Source organism: Aquimarina macrocephali (genome assembly GCF_051627225.1).
In the GTDB taxonomy this organism is placed as follows: Bacteria; Bacteroidota; Bacteroidia; order Flavobacteriales; family Flavobacteriaceae; genus Aquimarina; species Aquimarina macrocephali.
This window is the reverse complement of sequence record NZ_CP151795.1, coordinates 485228-505623: the sequence shown is the minus strand read 5'-3', so window position 1 is coordinate 505623 and position 20396 is coordinate 485228. Positions and strand designations below refer to the sequence as shown.

The window sequence follows — 20396 nt, the reverse complement described above, 5'->3', positions numbered from 1 at the left end:
TTAGATGGTTACAAATATGAAAGAAAATAGTACAAAGCATATAGCATCACTTTATCCAGAACGAAAATTTTAATATAGTTTGTTTAATTAGTTAGTTTAAAAAGCCTTTGATGATTAAATATTATTCAGAGGCTTTATTTTGCTATAGCAGATAAAATATACGGAATATAATAGCATGATTTTGAACAAAGTTAACAGAAAAAGTAAATTGATTTCATTTGCTCCAGGGAGAACATGTCTTTTTGGAGACCATCAAGATTATTTAGGTCTGCCGGTTATAGCATGTGCTATAAACAGGCATATTAAATTAACAGCTTTAAAAAATGAAGAAAAAACCTTTAATATCAATAAACCAGATATTGGTAAAAAAAGAAGTATTGGTATTTATGATGAAATTGGGAGTGTAGAAAAAGGAGATCATTTACGATCAGCACTTAAAGTATTAAGAAGATATGGTTGTATTCCTAATATTGGATATGATATTACCATTTCTGGAAATCTACCAATAAATGCTGGTACTTCTAGCTCTTCTGCAGTAGTAGTGTCATGGGTTCAGTTTTTGTTAGAAGCTTTTGGAGCAGATGATAAAATCACTCCAGAGTTGATTTCACAAATAGCATATGAAGCCGAAGTTTTAGAACACGGAAACCCCGGAGGAAAAATGGATCAATATAGCATTGGCCTGGGAAATATTATGTATTTGGAAACTGGAAAAAATAATTCATATGAATTATTTAATAGTTCAATACCGGGATTAATTATAGGAGAATCTGGTATCCCAAAAGAAACAATAGGTGTTTTAAATGAATTAAAAGAAAACGCTTGGCAAGCTATACATACATTGGCAATGTGCCATGAAGATTTTAATATAGAAACTGTCGAAAAGAAAGATGTAAAAAAATTATCTCACCATCTTCCGGATAGATTAGAACCTTTTTTTTATGCCGCTGTATCAAACCATGATATTACCAAAAGAGCCCTTTCAGAATTTAAAAAAGAGCATTTGGATGTAGAAAAAATAGGTGTATTGATGAATAAACATCACGCTATTCTAAGGGACTTCTTAAAAATAACATTACCCAAAATTGATTGTATGATTGAAGGCGCTTTAAAAGTTGGTGCCTATGGAGCAAAGATTGTAGGCTCGGGTAAAGGAGGTAGTATTGTTGCTATTGCTCCAGAAGGAAAAGAACAACAAGTTATTGATGAAATTATAAAAGCCGGAGGAAAAGATGCTTACCTGGTTAAGGTAGATCCCGGCGCTAGAATACTCTAAAAATAGTAAACAAAAAAACAAACTATCGAATGCATAGAAACTTAATAATTTTGGCTGGTGGCGCTTCATCAAGAATGAAGAAACAATCTTTACACCAAGGCTTAAGTGATGAGGAAATCGAACAAGCAAATAAAAGAAGTAAAGGCCTTATTGGTATTGACCCAAATGGACGCCCTCTTATGGATTATCTGTTATATAATGCAAAACGTGCAGGCTATAAAAAGGTTTATATTATCATAAGTGAACAAGGTGAATTATTCAAAGAATTTTATGGAAATAGTGATAAGGATAATGATTTTCATGGCCTTAGTATATCTTTTGCAATTCAATATATTCCTAAGGGAAGAGTAAAGCCATTTGGAACCGCAGATGCATTATTTCAGGCGGTTGAGCAATATCCCGAATTAAACAGAAGCTATTATACCGTGTGCAACAGTGATAACTTATATTCCTCAGATGCACTATATGCATTAAGAATTACATCAAGTAAAAATGCTTTTATTAGTTATAATAGAGATGCAATGGAGTTTCCTTCAGAACGAATTTCACGTTTCGCACTTGCAAAATTGGATGAGGTAAACCATTTGTTAGACATTATAGAAAAGCCATCTCAAGAAGAGGTGAATAGCTATAAGGACAAAGAAGGTAAATTACGGGTTAGTATGAATGCTTTCAAATTTGATGGTAGTACTATTTATCCCTATCTAAAAAACTGCCCTGTTCACCCCGAAAGAAATGAAAAGGAATTACCAACGGTTCTTTTAAACATGTTAAAAGAACATCCAAATGCGGCTATAGGAATACCTTTTTCAGAACATGTGCCGGATTTAACAGCAAAAGAAGATATAGTTGTAGTAAAAGAATACTTAAGCAAACATTACTCTAAATTAGATTGGGATTAATAAAAAGCTTTAGAGTATTACAACAAATTATGAATTTAAAAAAATATAATGGTATCCCTTAGCACTTTTGATTATGTATTAATAATTACATTTTTTATGATCACCTTATTTATTGGTATATGGGTATCTAAAAAATCGGGAAAGAATTCTTCAGAGTTTTTTTTATCAGGAAGAAATATGCCATGGTGGTTACTGGGGTTATCTATGGTTGCCACGACATTTTCTACCGACACTCCTAATTTGGTGACTGATATAGTAAGAACAAATGGAGTGTCTGGTAATTGGATTTGGTGGGCATTTTTAATCACTGGTTTATTAACTGTATTTGTTTACGCCAAATTATGGAGAAAATCAAATGTAAGTACAGACTTAGAGTTTTATGAATTGCGTTATGGAGGTAAGCCAGCAAGGTTTTTACGAAAATTCAGAGCTATATATCTAGGTGTTATTTTTAATGTTATCACAATGTCTGCGGTAACTTTGGCTGCTATTAAAATAGGAAGTATTATGTTAGGTTTAGAACCCTGGCAAACGGTAATTAGTGCTGGATTGATAACAGTTATATTTAGTGCAATTGGCGGTTTTAAAGGTGTGGTTTATACCGATTTTATACTGTTTTTTGTTGCTATGGGTGGTGCAATTGGTGCTGCATATTATTTGGTTAATTTACCAGAAGTAGGAGGTATAGCAGCTTTAATGACAAATGAAAATGTAGTAGACAAACTTTCGATACTTCCCGATCTTAGTGATAAACGTGCTATAATCACATTACTGATTATACCATTGGCGGTACAGTGGTGGAGTTCCTGGTATCCTGGAGCAGAACCCGGTGGTGGCGGTTATATCGCACAGCGGATGCTGGCAGCCAAAAATGAAAACCATGCAATAGGAGCAACCTTCTTTTTTAATATCATGCATTATGCATTACGCCCCTGGCCCTGGATTATTGTAGCACTGGCATCATTAGTGGTATTTCCGGATCTGGCAAGTATACAAGACGCCTTTCCTAATATTACAAAAGATAAACTTGGTCATGATTTGGCGTATTCTGCAATGCTTACCAAATTACCAAGTGGATTATTGGGTATAGTATTAGCCTCTTTGATAGCTGCATATATGAGCACCATTTCTACACAATTAAATTGGGGATCTTCGTATATTGTTTATGATTTCTACAAACAACAAATTAATCCAAATGCTTCTGAGAAGCGATTGGTGGCTGTAGGTAGAATTGCAACAGTAGTATTAATGATCTTTAGTGCGCTTTTGGCATTACTTTTACAAAATGCTTTACAGTTGTTTGAAGTGTTATTGGTTTTTGGAGCAGGAACAGGCTTAATATTTATTTTACGTTGGTTTTGGTGGCGTATTAATGCCTGGAGCGAAATTACAGCGATGTTTGCTTCTGGAATCATTTCTCTGGTGCTAAAATTAACACCGGCAGGTGTCTACTTCTTTGGTGTCGAAGACGGTATATTTCCGGATTGGTCAGAATTTCCGGCAGTCGTTTTTCTAACCACTATTGCCTGGTTGATAGCTACGTATTTAACTCAGCCAGAAAGTAAAGAAGTATTGTATAATTTTTATAAAAAGACACAACCAGGAGGGCCTGGATGGCACTCGATAATTGATAAAGCAAAAGAAGAAGAAATTACCTTAAAAAATACCTCAAAAAGTTGGAGTGTGCCTGCAGGTATTCTTGCAATGTTACTGGGATGTATGTGCATATATAGCATCATGTTTGCCACAGGATATTGGATATATGGATATACAACTTATGCTCTGCTATTAACGGTACTAGCTATTATTTCTGGATACTTCCTTATAAAAATGTGGAGTAAAATAAAAGCTAATATATTATAAAGTATAATTAAAAAAATATTGAAATAACTAAAGGAAAGATGGATATCAATTATAAACCGGCGGGTCAATTTGAGGAAACACGATTCGAGAAAATACACAACGTAATTTTTAAGAATTCTAATGAAGCTTCTGTAGTAGTGGCTAAAGAAATAGCTAATCTTATAAAAGAAAAATCACAAAAAAATGAACACTGTGTTTTAGGATTAGCAACAGGTTCTTCCCCGATTAAGGTATATGAAGAACTAGTACGAATGCATCATGAAGAAGGCTTGAGCTTTAAAAATGTAATAACCTTCAATTTAGATGAATACTATCCAATGGATATAGAAAATATACAGAGTTATTACTATTTCATGTACGAACACCTCTTTGATCATATTGATATACTTCCCGAGAATGTTCATGTCCCTGATGGAAAAATAAATAGCGAAGACCTCTATCAGTATTGTATTGATTATGAAATGAAAATTAAAGAGGCAGGTGGATTAGATTTTCAGTTATTAGGTATAGGAAGAACAGGTCACATAGGTTTTAATGAACCAGGATCTCATTATAATTCGGGTACACGAATGATAACATTGGATCATATTACCCGTGTAGATGCGACTCCTTCTTTTTTGGGCATAGAAAATGTTCCCAGAAAAGCTATAACTATGGGGATTGCTACCGTAAGAGCAGCAAAGCGTATCGTATTATTAGGGTGGGGGCAGCACAAAGCAGCAATTATCAAAGAAACTATAGAAGGAGATGTTTCTTCTCAAGTACCTGCGACATATCTTCAAAATCACCAAAACACAACTTTTGTGTTGGATACCGAGGCAGGCTCAGAATTAACTAGAAATAAAACACCTTGGTTGGTGAGTTCACTAACATGGACAGAAGTATTAAAGAATAAAGCAATTATCTGGTTATGCGAATTAACCAAAAAGAGTATTTTAAGCTTAACTGATAAGGATTATAACGATAATGGTATGTCTGGATTATTAGTGCAAGAAGGTTCTGCTTATGATTTAAATATTAGAATGTTTAATAAATTACAGCATACTATTACAGGATGGCCTGGAGGTAAACCAGATGCTGATGATAGTAATAGACCAGAGCGAGCAATTCCGACAAAGAAAAGGGTAATCATTTTTAGTCCACATCCAGACGATGATGTGATTTCTATGGGAGGAACTTTTGATAGGCTAATCGAACAAGGTCACGAGGTTCATGTGGTTTATCAAACATCTGGCAATATAGCGGTATCAAACCAGGAAGCTTTAAAATTTGTTGAGGTGAGTCAGAAATTAAATTCAGATTCAACAGTAGCCCAAAAAATTATTAATACGTTGTCTGATAAAAACGAATATATTGTTGATACTATAGAAACAATGAAACTGAAAGGGCTAATCAGAAGAAGTGAATCATTTGCAGCAACACGGTATTTGGGATTAAACGATAGTAATGTTCATTTTTTAGATTTACCATTTTATGAAACTGGTAAAATAAAAAAAGACAAATTATCAGAAGTAGACATTGCCATTATGTGTAAAATAATAAAAGAAATTCAACCGCATCAGATTTATGCAGCAGGGGATTTGGCAGATCCACACGGGACTCATAAAGTATGCTTAGATGCTTTATTTGCAGCTTTAGAGCAATTAAAAGCAGAACCGTATATGAAAGATTGCTGGGTTTGGTTATACCGTGGGGCATGGCACGAATGGGATATTCATGAAATTGAAATGGCTGTGCCCATGAGTCCGGATCAGGTATTAAAAAAACGACATGCTATTTTTTGCCATCAGTCACAAAAAGATGGGGTGATGTTTCAGGGAGAAGACTCAAGAGAATTCTGGATGCGGGCAGAAGAACGAAATAGAGATACTGCGCAGAAATACAATGCCCTGGGATTAGCAGATTATGCTGCTATAGAAGCTTTTGTGAGGTATGATGATTGGGTTTGATCCTAGAGACTCTTTACTATCAGATCTACTGGAGAAGTATTCATAATCTTTTTATACTACTAAATCTGTCATTATAAAATTAAAAAACCCTTTAAAATCAATATTTTAAAGGGTTTTCTTGTGACCTCGACAGGATTGATTATAACTTTTCCTGACAAAGCTCTGCTTGGAGAATCACAAAAAGAATCACCTGGCTTTGTTCCAAAAAAGAAGCGAGCTTCATTTCTGAAACTCGCTTTGTAATTCACATTTCTTGTGATTTATTCGTGACCTCGGCAAGATTCAAACTTGCAACCTCTTGAGCCGTAATCAAGTGCACTATTCAGTTATGCTACGAGGCCTTTTTGCGGGTGCAAATATAGTTGTTTTTTATATTGCTGGCAAAATTTATGTAGACTTTTTCACAGACAGAAAAAAGCTACTCGATATGTTTCAGGTAAACAATACCCAAAAACACGATTCAAGTAGCCTGATAGTATGTGTGTTAAAGAAATGCTATACTAGAAACAAGTTGATTTATTGGCTTTTTCTAGTCATCATTTTTTTAGCCAGATCAGCGCCAATTAATGATTGTAATAAGTTTCCGTTAGCATCTTGTTTACCACCATCCTGTATATAGATCTCTGGTAATTTTAACTCTTTAAGCTCTCTGGCTATATTTACAGAGGTTTTATATTCCCATTCGGCACGTTCCTGGGGAGTAAGACCGGCACTTACCAGTTTAGCATTTTCATAAGATTGTGCATCTGCCATTGTTTTTTGCGTTTTAGCCTTAAACTGTGCAACTTCATAATTCTTACGTTCCTCGATAAGGTTAAACTCTGCTACTTTGGCTTTTGTTTCGGCTTCGATAGTTTTTTGAATTTGCTCTTTTTCTAATCGGGCACGTTCTGTTGCTTTCTCTGCTTCACCTTTTGCCGTTTCTTTCTGTGCACGGTAGAATTGACGCTCTGCTTGTTGTTTTTCTAACTGTGTTTGTGCTACCTCTTCTTTTTGTAATTGTAATCGTTTGTCAAAGGTAGTTTCCCAATCAATTTCTGTAACAACAGCTTGTACAACTGTAAGACCATAAGCTTTTAAAGAATTTCCTTTTTCTCGTACAGGTTCTCCGTTTACGTATTTAATTCTAAAACGTTTCTGTTTCGACTCTTTATTAGTGATAGTTCTTATTATAGTACTATCACCAATGATTTCTCTGTTTTCATTGGCAAAATACTCTTCTAGTACATACATTCCGTTCTCTAACTGATCTTTAAAATATCGGTCAAAATCAGAGGCTTGTCCAGAGATATAATCCTGAGCATCCATTAACTTACACGTATTCTTAATAGATTGATCAATATTTGGGATGATACGTGATCGAATAAGGTTTTTCTCGGTTTTATTACGATCTGCGACAGATAAAAATTGTGTTTCATCTGCAGTGTTGATACTAACGACTACAGAAGTTGCAATTCTGGCTTTTACCGCATCGCTAAATGCCCAGTATTTTGCTACATCCACATTTGCATACTTGCTTTGTTCTCCAAGTTCACCATTATCTTTATTTGGAATTACATATTTGATAGGTAGCTCGAATTGTATTGGGATCAAACGTCCCCACATTTTGGTATTGATACCTTGATGTACTACAGCTTTTTGGCTACCCCATGGATACTGTACAGCGTAGGCAGTACCAGGTTCTGCATAAAAAAACATATTAGAGATCACACTTAGCACAAAACCAAACCCAATCAATTTAAAATTACGTGATTTGGTAAACCAGTTTAGAGCTTTTAAAGTTGAAAAAAAAGGTTTGATAATGAGCATTATGATTCCCGTCAGAATCATTACGATTCCTATAAATGTTAGCATATTAGATGGTTTTAAAAAATGATTAATTGATTTAATTTTTAGTCACTGAAGAAAGTAGTTCTGTTTACATGATTTCTAGATTTTTATAGTTAAAAATAATTGTATTTATACATTGTCTTTTTAATATATCTGAAAGAAAATTAAGCGCAAAATATTTAAGCTGAAATCTGTAAAGGTGATTATGAATTTATAACTAAAAAGATGATAAATGTTTTAGAGTGTAACTGTATTATCTTAATATTGATTTATAAATGTAATCATATGTGTTGATTTGAATTGTAAAATGTAACTTTTGAAGGAGTGTTTTGTGTGACCTTTTCATTTTGTAGGCGATTTTCATCTTTTTTTAGCCTCTTTTTTTTATTTTCATTATTTTCGGCGAATGAACATACAAGATTATATCAGGGATATTGCTGACTTTCCCAAACCGGGAATTTTATTTAAAGACATTACTCCGTTATTAGCAAATCACAAAGCTCTGGTAAGCTGTGCAGATCAATTAGCTGGTTTATGCCCAAGTGATATTAAGATTGATAAGGTGATTGGTATAGAAGCCAGGGGTTTTATTATAGGAACTATGATTGCAGAACGTTTGCAAGCAGGATTTATACCTGTTCGAAAAAAAGGCAAGCTACCCTATGATGTAAAATCAAAGAATTATGGTTTAGAATATGGAGAAGATACATTAGAAATACATATCGATGCTATCAAAGCGGGAGAAAATGTTCTGATTCATGATGATGTGCTGGCTACAGGAGGAACAGCAAAAGCAGTATGTGATTTGGTTAAAGAACTGGGTGGAGTAGTAGTACAATGTAATTTTATTATGGAGCTGGAATTCCTTAACGGAAAAGATAAACTTGATGTTCCTAAATCTGCTCTTTTAAAATATTGAGTCGTCCTAAAATAGGTTGACAGTTTTTTAATAATTTAATTCAAACCATTGAATCTAGCTTCAATGGTTTTTTTGTTGTGTATAAAGTTAGGAGTTTTATAATTAAGACTGAAGTGCGGTCTTTTGTTATTATAGGTGTAAATTGATTCTTTGATGAGTTGCTTTAGTTCTCTACCATTTTCACAAGTATATATTAAAAATTCTCCTTTTAGCGTACCATTAATTCTTTCTGCCAAAGCATTCTGATAACAATCATATCCATCGGTCATTGATGGTATTATATTGTTGAGTTGTAATTCTTTTTGATAAACTATCGAACAATATTGTAATCCTCTATCAGAATGATGGATAAGCTGTTTATTAGTTACTCTATTTTTAGTTGCCATTTTGATTGCCTTTACAACATTTTCTGCACTCATATCATCACTGAGTTGATATCCCATAATCTTTCGGCTATAGGCGTCTGTAACTAGAGATAAATAATGAGTACGTTCTCTGCTTTTGATATAAGTAATATCACTAACAAAAAATTCTTCTGGCCTTGAAGCTTTACTGTCTTTCATCAAATTAGGGTGTTTTCTAAGCCAGTGCTTAGAGTTTGTGGTTTTTGTATAATTTTTCTTTGGTCGTATCAACAGGTGTTCAGATCTTAAGTAATTAAAAAGTGCATCTCTACCCATTTTTATACCTAATTTGGATATCTCTACTTTCAGTAAATAATATAGCTTACGAGTGCCTAATCTTGGCATCTCCATTCTTATAGATCGAACTAATTCTCCTATTTGAACAAGTTCTTCTGCTCTTTTAGCTTTACGTTTTTCTAATTGATAGACAGCTTGTCTTGTGATCCCAAACAATCGACAACAACGCGATAAGCTTAATCGATGGTCTTGTCTGATTCGGTGGATGGTTTGGGAGAAAACTTTTTTCTGATAGAAGTGCCATACTGTTGATCAGAGATATCAATCATAGTGTTAAGAATCTTATTTCTCAACTTCTCATCCGATAATTCTCGCTCTAAACGTTTGATCTTTTGGGCTGGAGTCTCTTTAGATTTTGGCATGTGATAACGAATTGGCTTGCTCCAGTCTAAGGTACCATGTTTTCGTAACCAAACCAAAACAGTACTTCTTCCCTGGATACCATAAGCCTTCTGGGCTTGTTTATAGGTCATCTCGCCTTTTTCTACTTGGGATACCACTCCCAATTTAAAACCTAAATTGTAATCGCGTTGAGTACGCTTCTTGTTAGTGTTTCCTGAATCTTTCATAAATAAGTCAATTTTGTGTCAACTTATTTCAGGACGGGACATATTGATAATAAAAAAAGCCTTCAAAAAGATGAAGGCTTATCTCATTTTTTATAAGAATTTTATTTTTTTGTAGTTGCTATTATAGCACCATCTTTGGCCTTGTCACCATAAATACTAATGGCGGTTTCTGGTTTAAGAAAATCTACTTCTGCTAACTTGTCTGACTTTGCAAGAGTATCCAGAGTGTCAAAATCAACTTCCTTTCCGTCAACAATAATTAATTTTTCGATATCAGGATTGTCAACAAAATTAAATTTTTTGGATTTGAAATTTTGAAAATGTGGCATTTGCTGGCCGTTAAAAAAGAAGTTTCCGTCTTCATCTTCTTCAAGGGTAAAAGATTTCATGATCTGATCTTTTAGCTTATGTGCATCAAAATTACCTTTGAAAAATAAAGAATCATTCTCTTCATCAAAATCAAAAACAAAATTATGTTTCTTCATAATGCTATCCATATCGATTTGCACATGATTAAATCCAGACTGATTTTTCCAGGCAGCAATGTCAAACATACCAGAGTTTGAGATATACAAATTACCATCTTTGTATCCTAATTCTATTTTAGAAATAGGAACCTGAGAAGAAGAAGAGTATTGGCTTTTCGAATTTCCTTTTTTAAGAACTATACTTAGGCTGGTAATCTCTTTTTTATCGTTGAATTCTATTTTTTTGATAAGCAGTTCAATACCATTTTCTAGAAAGAATGCTTTTAAATCCTCTAATTCTTTTTCTGAGGTGTCTTTGTTTATAACCGCAGTTATTTCGTTAGGTTGAATGTTATCAATTATCAAATCCTTAGCAGAATTTGTTGTAAATGAGGTTAGGGAAAGCATACCTAGAATGCTGATTCCCAATATGATACATTTTTTCATACTACATATTTTTGGTTATTTATAGATGTTATTGCTTCTTCTTTAATTACGAAAAAGAGTTACTAGTGTTGCAAAAAGAAGTATATTTTTATAGAAAAAGATGTGCTATAGTATTAACCTAGAGCTTTTTTAGTAACATATAACCGCCAACCAAATATGAGGAGTTGTAATTTGGATGCTTTAGCAAGATCCAAACGTTTTTTGGTAAAACTCGGTAGAATTACTTTATTAAGTTTGGCGATAAACGAAAAGAAATGTTTTTGCATGGTCAAAAATACAAAAAACTCACTTGAAGGAAGTGAGTTTTTTAAAGATTTATATCTGGATTGAGTTACTTCTTTTTAGTAGTAATTTCAATCACTCCATTTTTTGCCTTATCACCATATTTTTTTATAGCTGTTTTTCCTTTATAGACATTCATCTGTTCTATGGTATCAGAATCTAATTTTTCCATTTCTTTTTTGGTCGTTTTTTTCCCATCTATATAAATTAATGGCTCACCGTCTCTATCACCAGTAATGTAAGCAAAAGTTTTGTTGTCATTGGTGTGTATCTCATAAATATCTTTGTGATCTCCATCACTAAAAATGAACTCATTTTTCTTATCTCCGGAATGGATTTTCATTGTTTTCCCTTTTTTGTGATTACCATCCTTATCAATAAACCATACGTGACTTGAGCTATTTCCAGATTGGCCTATTTCGATTTTACCGGTTTCACTATCGTATATAATTGCAAAAGAATTAATAGGAGTGTCATTTGATATAGCATAGTTGGTTGTTCCTTTTTTAGAAGAGATATCAACTTTAATGCTCGTAATTTCATTAGCATCATTTCGTTTGATGCCAGAGAATTTAACCTCAAGACTGTAGTCATCTTTTAAAGTGTTTTTTACTTTATTAAGGTCTTCTTTTGAAGAGCTTTTGTCGACTATAAATTCAATAATTTTTTTTCCTTTTTCCTGAAAGAAGATATTATCAGAAGCTTTTTGATTAATTTTTGTATCCTGTTTGATTTTAATAACTTCCTGGGTATTAAAACTCCATAAAAATAGACTTAACAAAGGAAGAATAACGGTGACCTTCCATAACTTCTTACTTTGAGAACTTTGTTTGTTTAGCATAACAATTCGTTTTTTGATTAATGATTGATAAAAATTATTAGTAATGGTAGAGTAATTATTTGATGATACTTTTAGTAAAGTTAATTGATACTCTTTTCTGGATGTCATTTGGTTTATAGCCTCCCGATCAGCGATAAACTCAAGATTTTGTTCCAGATTTTTTTTGTATAACCAGGCAAAAGGATTTACCCATTGAAATATGAGAAGAAGATTCATTAGTATTAAATCTAGAGTATGTAATTGCTGAACATGTATTTTTTCATGTTTTAGAATCATATCTAATTCTTCTCGAGAATGTAATACCGGATTGTATACGATCGTATTAAAAAAAGAAAAAGGAGTAATGTCTTGAGTAACTTCAATAAAGTTGAAGCCATCTTCTTTCCTGCTTTGATGATGAGTTAGTAATTTTTTTAAGGATAACAATTGAAGGCAAAAACGAGATAAAAATATAAGAGCTCCCAAACCATAAAGAACAGATCCAATTACCCACCAGTTAATAGTCTCGGGAATTATATTTTTTGAAGGAGATTGATTTGTTTCTGTTATGTAAAAAGTTGGGTTTTCAATAAACTTAATAGTTGTAAACTCTATAAATGGCAATAGTAAAGAAGTGATAATACCGACCAACAAAAAGTGCCTGTTTATAGTAAAGAAGGTATCTTTTCTAAGCAATAAAAAATAAACTCCGTAAAATAACGAAAGTAAAATACTGGCTTTTAAAAGATAAATTAAGAAGGTTTCCATAGCTTATTTTTCTTGTTCTATTACTTTTAAAATTTCTCTTAATTCATCTGCAGTTATCTTTTCTTCTTTGGCAAAAAAAGAAACCATATTTTTATAAGAATCGTTAAAATATTGTTTCATAGCTGTACTTACAAAATTGCTGCGATATTCTTCTTTTGTAATAATAGGGAAGTACTGATGTGTTTTTCCATAAGCTTGATGACCTACATACTTTTTATCCTCGAGATTACGTATGATTGTAGATACAGTGTTATAATGTACAGCATTGTTTAGTTCGGCCTGAACCTCTTTTGCAAAAGCTTTTTTTAGCTTCCATAATGTCTGCATGATTTCTTCTTCTTTATTAGTAAGTTTTTCCATAAGAGAGTATTAATAATAATCAAATGTATAACTATGATTCTAGTTTAACAACTATTTTTGTAGTTATTTAACTATTTATATAGTTATTAAGAAAAAAAGAGATGATGCTTTTATGCTTGTGAAGTACTGTAATCCCTTTTTGATCGACTTTTTGTTTTATGTAAACTACTGTTTTACAGTATCTAAAATGAGGGATAACATTATTTTTTGATCGAAAAAATTTGTTTCCCGTAAATAAAAAGTTAAATTTATCACAATAAATTAATACAAACTTAACACATTTTAGAATGAAAAAAATTAATTTTTTATTTGCGGCTACTGCAATAGTCGCTTCGGTAACCTTTGTGTCTTGCGAAAAAGATCAGGTAAATAGTCCAACAGAAGAAACCTCTTTAGAAGTTGAAAAAGATGTTTTAAACAAAATCACAGCATTACATTTTAATCCAAATGGAGTAGAGAAGGTAATGGTAAGTGATATTGATGGCACAAAAAAAGCAGCGTATCTTATTGAAGGTGATGTACTGTTATCAAAATCCCAAATAATGGATATGGGACTTCATGGGGGAATTCAAAACAAGCAGTACAGAACTAATAATTTGGTAACAGCAACTAATGTTATTCGTGTAGTGGGATATACGGGTAACAATCAATATGGATTAAGTTCTACTGCCCAGACAGGTCTGCAATATGCTGTTAACAATTATAATAATGAAAATCTTAGTATTAGATTTGTATTGTCTTTTGGGACATCCTGGGGAGCTAACGATATCTTAGTATATGTAGATAATAGCATAAATACAGATCCAAACAGATCAGCAGGTATTGCAGGTTTTCCTAGTAATGGATACCCTTTTACAAGAGTTAGAATTAATAACGGAGCTAATTTAACACAAACAAATCAGCAACTAGAGCATTTATTAGCTCACGAAATTGGCCACTGTGTTGGGTTTAGACATACAGATTGGGATACCAGAAAAACATGTAATGAAAATAGTAATGAAGGAGTAGGTAATGATGGTCTTGTATATATCCCGGGAACAGCTGGTCCTGGAGGAGATGCTAATTCTATCATGAATGCTTGCTATCCTGCAAATACTGATGGAGAATGGAGTAACCTAGATAGAGTAGCATTAAACTACCTTTACTAGTCCGGTATTGATAATAAATTAAATATATAAACATTGATAAAAGACTGTCTTATGGCAGTCTTTTATTGTTTTATAGTAAACAGAGATATCACCTGAAGATTTCTAGATGTGTTTAAGAAGTTTGCGTTTTTTATCTCTGGAGATGGATAGTATTTTCCCATCACTCATTACAATATGTCCACCATCATCATTACTTAATAATTTTAAATAATTAAGATTTATTAAGTTGGACTTATGAATTCTATAAAAGTTTATGGAATTTAATTTTTCTTCAAAAAACTTCAGATTTTTAGAAACTACAATTTGGGGTTGATCGTGTAAGACAATAGAAGTATAATTACCCTCTGCGATACAATACATAATATCTTTGGTTTTAATGATGTGAGATCCTTTGGTGTCTGATAATACAATCTGTGGAGAATCCCGCAAAGAATATATATCTGCTCTTTTGTGTTCTGACTCCCGTTCTTTTTCAATTTGACCTTTTGCCTTAATAACAGCCTCTTTTAATTTAACTGGGTCTACAGGCTTTAAAAGATAGTCGACTGCATCATATTTATACCCTTTTAAAGCATATTGATCATGCGCAGAAATAAAAATAATTTTAAAATCTGATAATTCTATGTTAGAAATAAGATCAAAAATAGTGGTATTTCTTAGTTGAATATCTAAAAAAATAAGATCCGGGTTATGAGTACTTAATAATTTTTTTAAAGAGGCCAAATTCTCTCCCTCTCCAATTATTTTTATTTCCGGGCAATAGTTATGCAATAAAACTTTTAAACTATTTCTTGCCATTTTTTCATCATCAATGATAATAGATGTTAGTGGGGTTCTAGTATTCATTAACTTATGATTGGAAGGTTAATAATAATTTTTGTTCCGTTAGGTTGATTTTGATCATCAAAAAGATCTTTTATTTGTAAAGAAGTTTTCTGATATCCAATCTTTCGAAGTATACTTATTCTTTCTGTTGTATTTTTAGAAGCAATAGAAAGGTGTTTTCTTTTTTCGATTTTTTTTAATTCTTCAGATTTTCTTCTTCCAATACCATTATCCTCAATGATACATTGTATTATGTTGTTTTTTTTCTGAAAAGATAACTTTAATTTTTTAATTTTTTTGCACTCTAATCCGTGTATAACAGCATTTTCTATATGAGGTTGAATAATCATAGAAGGAATTCTTGGGTTTAATTTTATTAGATCTTCGTCAATTATTTTTTCTAATTCGAATTGATTATCAAATCTTTTATTTTCTAATTCAACATAGGTTTCTATAATCTCTAATTCGTCATTAAAGTTAATGTAAAGACTCTCAGAGTTAGATAATACTTTTCGTATTAATTGAGAAAGTTGTCTCATGTGCTCACTAGCCTCGAACTTGTTTTTTTGTAGTATAAAACTTTGGAGAGTATTAAATGAATTAAACAAAAAATGAGGGTTCATTATTGATTTTAAAGATTTTAATCTCGTTAGACTTATCTCTTCATTTAAGTATGATATTTTTAACCTGCTTTTTTGATGAATTGCTAAAAATATTAGAATGATAAAAAGACTTGTTACACCAACTCCTAGAGTAATAAGCTTAGTATTGTGTGCCTCCTTGTTAGTAACTAAGTTTTCTTCTTTTAGTTTGGTAATTATTATATTTTTTTTGTGCAAAACGGGATTAAACTGCGATTTTGCAATTTCTCTTTTTAATCTAATTTGATCGAACTTTTCTAAATATTTTTCTTTTGCCCTTAGGTATTTGATGGCTTGTTTTAGGTCTCCTTTGATTTCGTGAATTTCTGATAAACTATTAAGGTTTTTGAGGTTTGATGGCGGGCTTTCATTGTGTATAGTATCCAGAGATTTTTTATAATAATAAATAGCAGTATTATATTTTTTAAGTTTGTAGTTAAGTTCTCCTAAAGTATTATAGAAATAAGAAGGAAGAGTATTATCTGTACTTTTTTTGTCTTTATTTAAATCGATATGATTTGTTATAAGCTCAGAAGCTTTGTCCAGTTCATTTTGTTTAATATGTCCATATGCCAGATTGTTTACTGCAGCTATAAAATGGGATTTTCTGTGGGGATACTCTTTTAATATATTAAAAGCCTTTTTTCCGTAATAAATCATAGAATCGTGATCTTTTACATCCTCAAATGATGAAGACATATTTAAAAAAGAAGTACCCTCCCTAAAACTATTTGTAGAATCAATATAGGATAACGACTTTTTAAAATTTTCTCTAGAAAGATTTGCTTCTAATATCTCATGAAGTAAAATCCCTTTGTTTGTGTAAATGCGCCATTTTAAACCTCTTTTTTCATTGCTAGAAGATAATTCTTCAGCTTTGTTATAATATGCTAAAGATTCTAAATAAAGATTCTTTCTTCTGTATTGTATTCCAACCAAAATATATGCCTCTATTAGACATTCAAGATTATTGATGTCTTCACAGTAACTGATTAAATCAAATAAGACATCGGTATAAGTGCCCTTCCTGTCTTTGCGAGTATGTTTTGTTATAAGGCGCAAGCTTTTTTTTGCAATACTATCTTTATTGGTTGTCGTTTTTAAGAGTGCTAATTTTTTGTGTAAAGTGGTTAATGTAGAATCCTGATCTGTTTTTTGTGTAGTATTACTGGTGTTTTGTCCCAGAGAAAGAACAACCCATAACATAAATATTGGGAGAGAAAATAATCTAATCTTTTCTGGGTTCATTATTTTGATAATTTGATATGCAAAACTACAAAACATGAATTTAATATCAATTTAATGTTAATTCTGATATCTATTTTGAGGGTTTGTTGTTAAATAGTGTCGATTTGTGTAATGAAAATGACAGTTCATGTATTAAAGATCAATTTTTAGAAGCGTTGATCCTACATTTGACTTATGATAACTATATATAGATTTGACCTTAGTTTTTGGATGAATTTATGTTTTGCTACATGCTATGGTATATAGATATATTTTAATGTCACTATAAATAATAATTTAGGGAACGGGTCAAGAGGATGTGAAGATTTTCATAGTAATAGAAGGTCATATAACTTGATGCAGATCATAATTGTACTAACAGTAGGCAGAGTGTCAACAATCAGAACAGTTATGTGTTCATGAGGTAAGGTGGTGTTGGGGTAGACACTTATTGGAAGACTAAAATCATGGATAAAAAACTTTAAATGAAGGATATAGAATAGTTTATATGCTCGTAATACCAATTGCAGGATGTGACATTGGTTCTACAATAAATGAATGTTGCTCAAATGGTACAATGGTTAGTGGAGTATTATGATAGAGTAGTATTAAATTATCTGTATTAATAGCATTCTGTTTTTAATATGTATAGTTTGATTTTAAAAAGCAGGGTATGTTTTTTGAGTTTAGGTTAATACCCTGCTTTTTTTAAATAGATATGTAAGAAATAATAGAATTTCTTTTTACCCCTGGTACTTTTGGTAATTTATATAAAATAGCATCCTAAAATATGGATGCTGTTTTTTTGAAAAAAGTTTTTATATAATAGTATATTCGCAGACAAAATTAGAATTTATGGTTGCCAGTATATTGTACGTTATTATAGGACTTATACTTCTTGTGGTGGGAGGAGAATTTTTGGTAAGATCCTCTGTTGCCTTGTCTTTTAGACTTAAATTGTCTCGTATGGTTATTGGGTTAACTGTAGTTTCTTTTGCTACCTCTGCTCCAGAATTGCTAGTGAGTATTCAAGCAGCAATGGATGGATTGTCAGATATATCTTTAGGTAATGTAGTAGGGTCAAACATAGCCAATATTGGTTTGGTATTGGGTATTACTGCAATAATAAGTCCTTTGGCTATTGATAAGGACTTTTATAAATTTAATTGGCCGGTAATGGTACTGTTATCGTTTGTTTTATATCTCTTTTTAGAAAATGATGCAATTTTAACTCAGTTTGAAGGACTTGTATTGTTATTGTCTCTAATAGTATACCTGTTCATATTGATTCGAAGAGCTAGAAAATCTTCTGATGCAACGGCAGAAGAAGTAGATGATTCTCTTCAGAAAACATCTAATTTTAAAATTATAATTTGGCTACTCATAGGTGGGGTTGCATTATATTTTGGTTCAGAATTATTGGTGAGTGGAGCAGAAACTATTGCCAAAAGAATGGGAGTTAGTGAAGGCGTAATAGCAGTCACTCTTATTGCAGTGGGAACTAGTGTGCCAGAGTTAGCTGCTTCTGTTATTGCAGCGTTAAAACAGGAGAAAGCAATCTCACTCGGTAATCTTATAGGATCCAATATTTTCAATATAGCTTCGGTATTAGGGATAACTTCATTAATTCAGCCTATAGCCGTAAAAGATGGAACACTAATGAGTGTAAATATTTATTGGATGCTTGGTTTTGCCATGATTTTACTTCCATTGGCTTTTGTGCCTAAAAAGATGACCCTGGGACGCCCAAAAGGGCTATTGATTTTTGGAGCATATTGTATTTTTATTGCCATGGTTTTTATAAAATAAAACACGCACATAGATTGATGTTATACATGTTTACTTGTTAAGAAAGAAGATAAATAATAATAGTATTACCATCTATCATTGCATATTTACCATTCATCATAATTTGAACTATCATCTGTAGATGTTCATATATTTTTGATTGTAAATCAAAAAGAAACTAATTATGATGTCATTAGTTAAATGGATAATCGGATTATTAATAGCTTTTCTTTCCCAGATAATAAATGCACAGGAAATTACCGGGATTTGGAATGGAGCAATTAAAGTTCAGGGAACCGAGCTTCCTATGGTTTTTAAGATTAAAAAAGAAGGAGATGTGTATGTGTCTACCTTAAAAAGTCCAAAACAATCAGATCAAGAGATTCCGGCAGATAAAACAACATTTGTAGATCAAAAACTCATTATCGAAGCTAGCGCATTTAAGGTTGTCTACGAAGGGGTGTTAGAAAATCAGGAAATAAAAGGAGTCTTTGATCAGGCAGGGAATAAATTCCCTTTAGACCTAAAGAAAGGTGATGTTGTAGCTAAAGATAGGCCACAAGACCCTAAAAAACCATATCCCTACAGGTCGGTTGATGTTATTTTTAAGAATATAGAGGCTGGTGGTATTAAACTAGCGGGAACGCTAACTTTACCAAAAGATAAAAAAAAACCGCCAGTTGTTGTTTTAATTTCGGGATCTGGACCTCAGAACAGAAATGAGGAAATTAAGGCAGCTAATCATAGACCTTTTTTAGTACTTTCAGACTTCTTAACTCGTCAGGGAATTGCAGTATTGCGATATGATGAAAGAGGTGTGGCAAAAAGTGAAGGTGTTTTTAAAGGAGCAACTTCTGTCGATTTTGCGTCTGATGTAGAAGCTGCAATTAGATTTCTTAGAACCAGAGATGATGTTGATGTAAATAAGATTGGTCTTGTAGGTCATAGTGAAGGAGGTTTTATTGCGCCAATGGTAGCTTCTAAAAATATAGGGGTGTCGTTTGTCGTGCTTTTGGCAGGAACTGGTGTTGACGGCAAAGACGTGTTATTATCACAAATGAAACTTAGTGCCGAATTAGAAGGTATTTCTCCAGAAATAATACAAATCAATAACAAATTTACCGAGATTGTACTAACATCAATTCAAAAAGAAAAGGATATAGAGGTGATGAAGGCTTTGTCTAGAGAAAAGATGACTGCATATCACAATACTTTAGACGATAGCATGAAGAATGCTTATCCTTTGGCAATGTTAGAGCAACAACTTTTCGAATTCATTAAAGATCCCTGGATGCGTTATTTTGTTAGAACAGATCCAAAGCAGTTTTTATCAAATGTAAAAACTCCTATATTAGCGATTAACGGTAGTAAAGATTGCCAGGTAATAACTGGACTTAACTTGTCCAGAATTGAAGCTATCCTGAAAAAATCGGGAAATAAGGATGTAACGATACATGAGATTGAAGGTTTGAATCATTTATTTCAGACGGCAAAAACAGGTTCAGAATCTGAGTATCCCAATATTGAAGAAACTTTTGCTCCAGAAGCAATGAAAATGATTAGTGAATGGATTCTGAAGCGATTTTAATTTTTTAAAGTTAGATAACCCCTGGT

Annotated in this window: 15 protein-coding genes and 1 tRNA gene; 8 read left to right on the top strand and 8 right to left on the bottom strand. The window is 32.4% G+C overall.

The genetic code is table 11. The features are described from left to right. Positions 1–175 precede the first annotated feature (175 nt). The 4 genes from AAFU52_RS02235 to nagB are packed head-to-tail and all read left to right on the top strand — an operon-like array spanning position 176 to position 5990. Positions 176–1276 carry a GHMP family kinase ATP-binding protein gene (locus tag AAFU52_RS02235; RefSeq protein ID WP_438425103.1) on the top strand — a complete coding sequence of 367 codons (1101 nt, stop codon included), beginning with the start codon at positions 176–178 and terminating at the stop codon, positions 1274–1276. A gap of 29 nt (positions 1277–1305) precedes the next feature. Continuing rightward, positions 1306–2178 (top strand): sugar phosphate nucleotidyltransferase, encoded by an 873-nt coding sequence (locus AAFU52_RS02230; protein WP_438425101.1) that lies wholly within the window; start codon positions 1306–1308, stop codon positions 2176–2178. A gap of 48 nt (positions 2179–2226) precedes the next feature. Then, entirely contained in the window at positions 2227–4041 is a 1815-nt protein-coding gene (locus AAFU52_RS02225) for a sodium:solute symporter family protein (protein ID WP_438425099.1), read from the top strand. A gap of 38 nt (positions 4042–4079) precedes the next feature. Next, the gene (gene nagB / locus AAFU52_RS02220) at positions 4080–5990 is read left to right on the top strand and encodes a glucosamine-6-phosphate deaminase (RefSeq protein ID WP_438425097.1); all 1911 of its coding nucleotides are present in this window, start codon (positions 4080–4082) and stop codon (positions 5988–5990) included. 267 nt (positions 5991–6257) lie between these two features. Here the strand turns inward: nagB and AAFU52_RS02215 are convergent. Together AAFU52_RS02215 and AAFU52_RS02210 are read right to left on the bottom strand one after the other, a co-directional pair. Next, a tRNA-Arg gene (locus AAFU52_RS02215) sits at positions 6258–6331 on the bottom strand. Positions 6332–6506: 175 nt separating this feature from the next. Then, entirely contained in the window at positions 6507–7844 is a 1338-nt protein-coding gene (locus tag AAFU52_RS02210; protein ID WP_438425094.1) for a hypothetical protein, read from the bottom strand. A 382-nt stretch (positions 7845–8226) separates the two neighbouring features. Here AAFU52_RS02210 and AAFU52_RS02205 point away from each other — a divergent pair, with 382 nt between their 5' ends. Further along, positions 8227–8739 carry an adenine phosphoribosyltransferase gene (locus AAFU52_RS02205; RefSeq protein ID WP_024770819.1) on the top strand — a complete coding sequence of 171 codons (513 nt, stop codon included), beginning with the start codon at positions 8227–8229 and terminating at the stop codon, positions 8737–8739. A 35-nt stretch (positions 8740–8774) separates the two neighbouring features. Here AAFU52_RS02205 and AAFU52_RS02200 read toward each other — a convergent pair. From AAFU52_RS02200 to AAFU52_RS02185, 4 genes are all read right to left on the bottom strand, one after another. Then, positions 8775–10009 (bottom strand): IS3 family transposase gene (locus AAFU52_RS02200; protein ID WP_438422755.1). Its coding sequence is split into 2 segments (ribosomal slippage): positions 8775–9673 and positions 9673–10009, totalling 1236 coding nucleotides; the frame shifts between segments, so codons are not numbered across the junction. A 101-nt stretch (positions 10010–10110) separates the two neighbouring features. Then, complete coding sequence (locus AAFU52_RS02195; RefSeq protein WP_438425092.1) at positions 10111–10923, bottom strand: hypothetical protein; 813 nt, start codon at positions 10921–10923, stop codon at positions 10111–10113. 331 nt (positions 10924–11254) lie between these two features. After that, complete coding sequence (locus tag AAFU52_RS02190; protein WP_438425090.1) at positions 11255–12793, bottom strand: M56 family metallopeptidase; 1539 nt, start codon at positions 12791–12793, stop codon at positions 11255–11257. A gap of 3 nt (positions 12794–12796) precedes the next feature. Continuing rightward, the gene (locus tag AAFU52_RS02185) at positions 12797–13153 is read right to left on the bottom strand and encodes a BlaI/MecI/CopY family transcriptional regulator (RefSeq protein WP_024770815.1); all 357 of its coding nucleotides are present in this window, start codon (positions 13151–13153) and stop codon (positions 12797–12799) included. Between the two features lie 287 nt (positions 13154–13440). Between AAFU52_RS02185 and AAFU52_RS02180 the strand changes: the two genes are divergently transcribed. After that, on the top strand, positions 13441–14301 hold the full coding sequence (locus AAFU52_RS02180; RefSeq protein ID WP_024770814.1) for a M57 family metalloprotease: 861 nt from the start codon (positions 13441–13443) through the stop codon (positions 14299–14301). A 102-nt stretch (positions 14302–14403) separates the two neighbouring features. Here the strand turns inward: AAFU52_RS02180 and AAFU52_RS02175 are convergent, their stop codons facing one another. Both AAFU52_RS02175 and AAFU52_RS02170 read right to left on the bottom strand, forming a co-directional pair. After that, positions 14404–15147: a LytR/AlgR family response regulator transcription factor gene (locus AAFU52_RS02175; RefSeq protein ID WP_024770813.1), complete on the bottom strand. Its 744-nt coding sequence runs from the start codon at positions 15145–15147 to the stop codon at positions 14404–14406. Further along, positions 15147–17015: a tetratricopeptide repeat-containing sensor histidine kinase gene (locus AAFU52_RS02170; protein WP_438425085.1), complete on the bottom strand. Its 1869-nt coding sequence runs from the start codon at positions 17013–17015 to the stop codon at positions 15147–15149. The genes AAFU52_RS02175 and AAFU52_RS02170 overlap by 1 nt, the downstream gene beginning before the upstream one ends. An 834-nt stretch (positions 17016–17849) precedes the next feature. On the opposite strand from AAFU52_RS02170, the gene AAFU52_RS02165 reads away from it, so the two are divergent. After that, positions 17850–18803 carry a calcium/sodium antiporter gene (locus tag AAFU52_RS02165; protein ID WP_024770811.1) on the top strand — a complete coding sequence of 318 codons (954 nt, stop codon included), beginning with the start codon at positions 17850–17852 and terminating at the stop codon, positions 18801–18803. A gap of 163 nt (positions 18804–18966) precedes the next feature. Then, entirely contained in the window at positions 18967–20370 is a 1404-nt protein-coding gene (locus tag AAFU52_RS02160; RefSeq protein ID WP_438425083.1) for an alpha/beta hydrolase family protein, read from the top strand. The last annotated feature ends 26 nt before the right edge of the window (positions 20371–20396 follow it).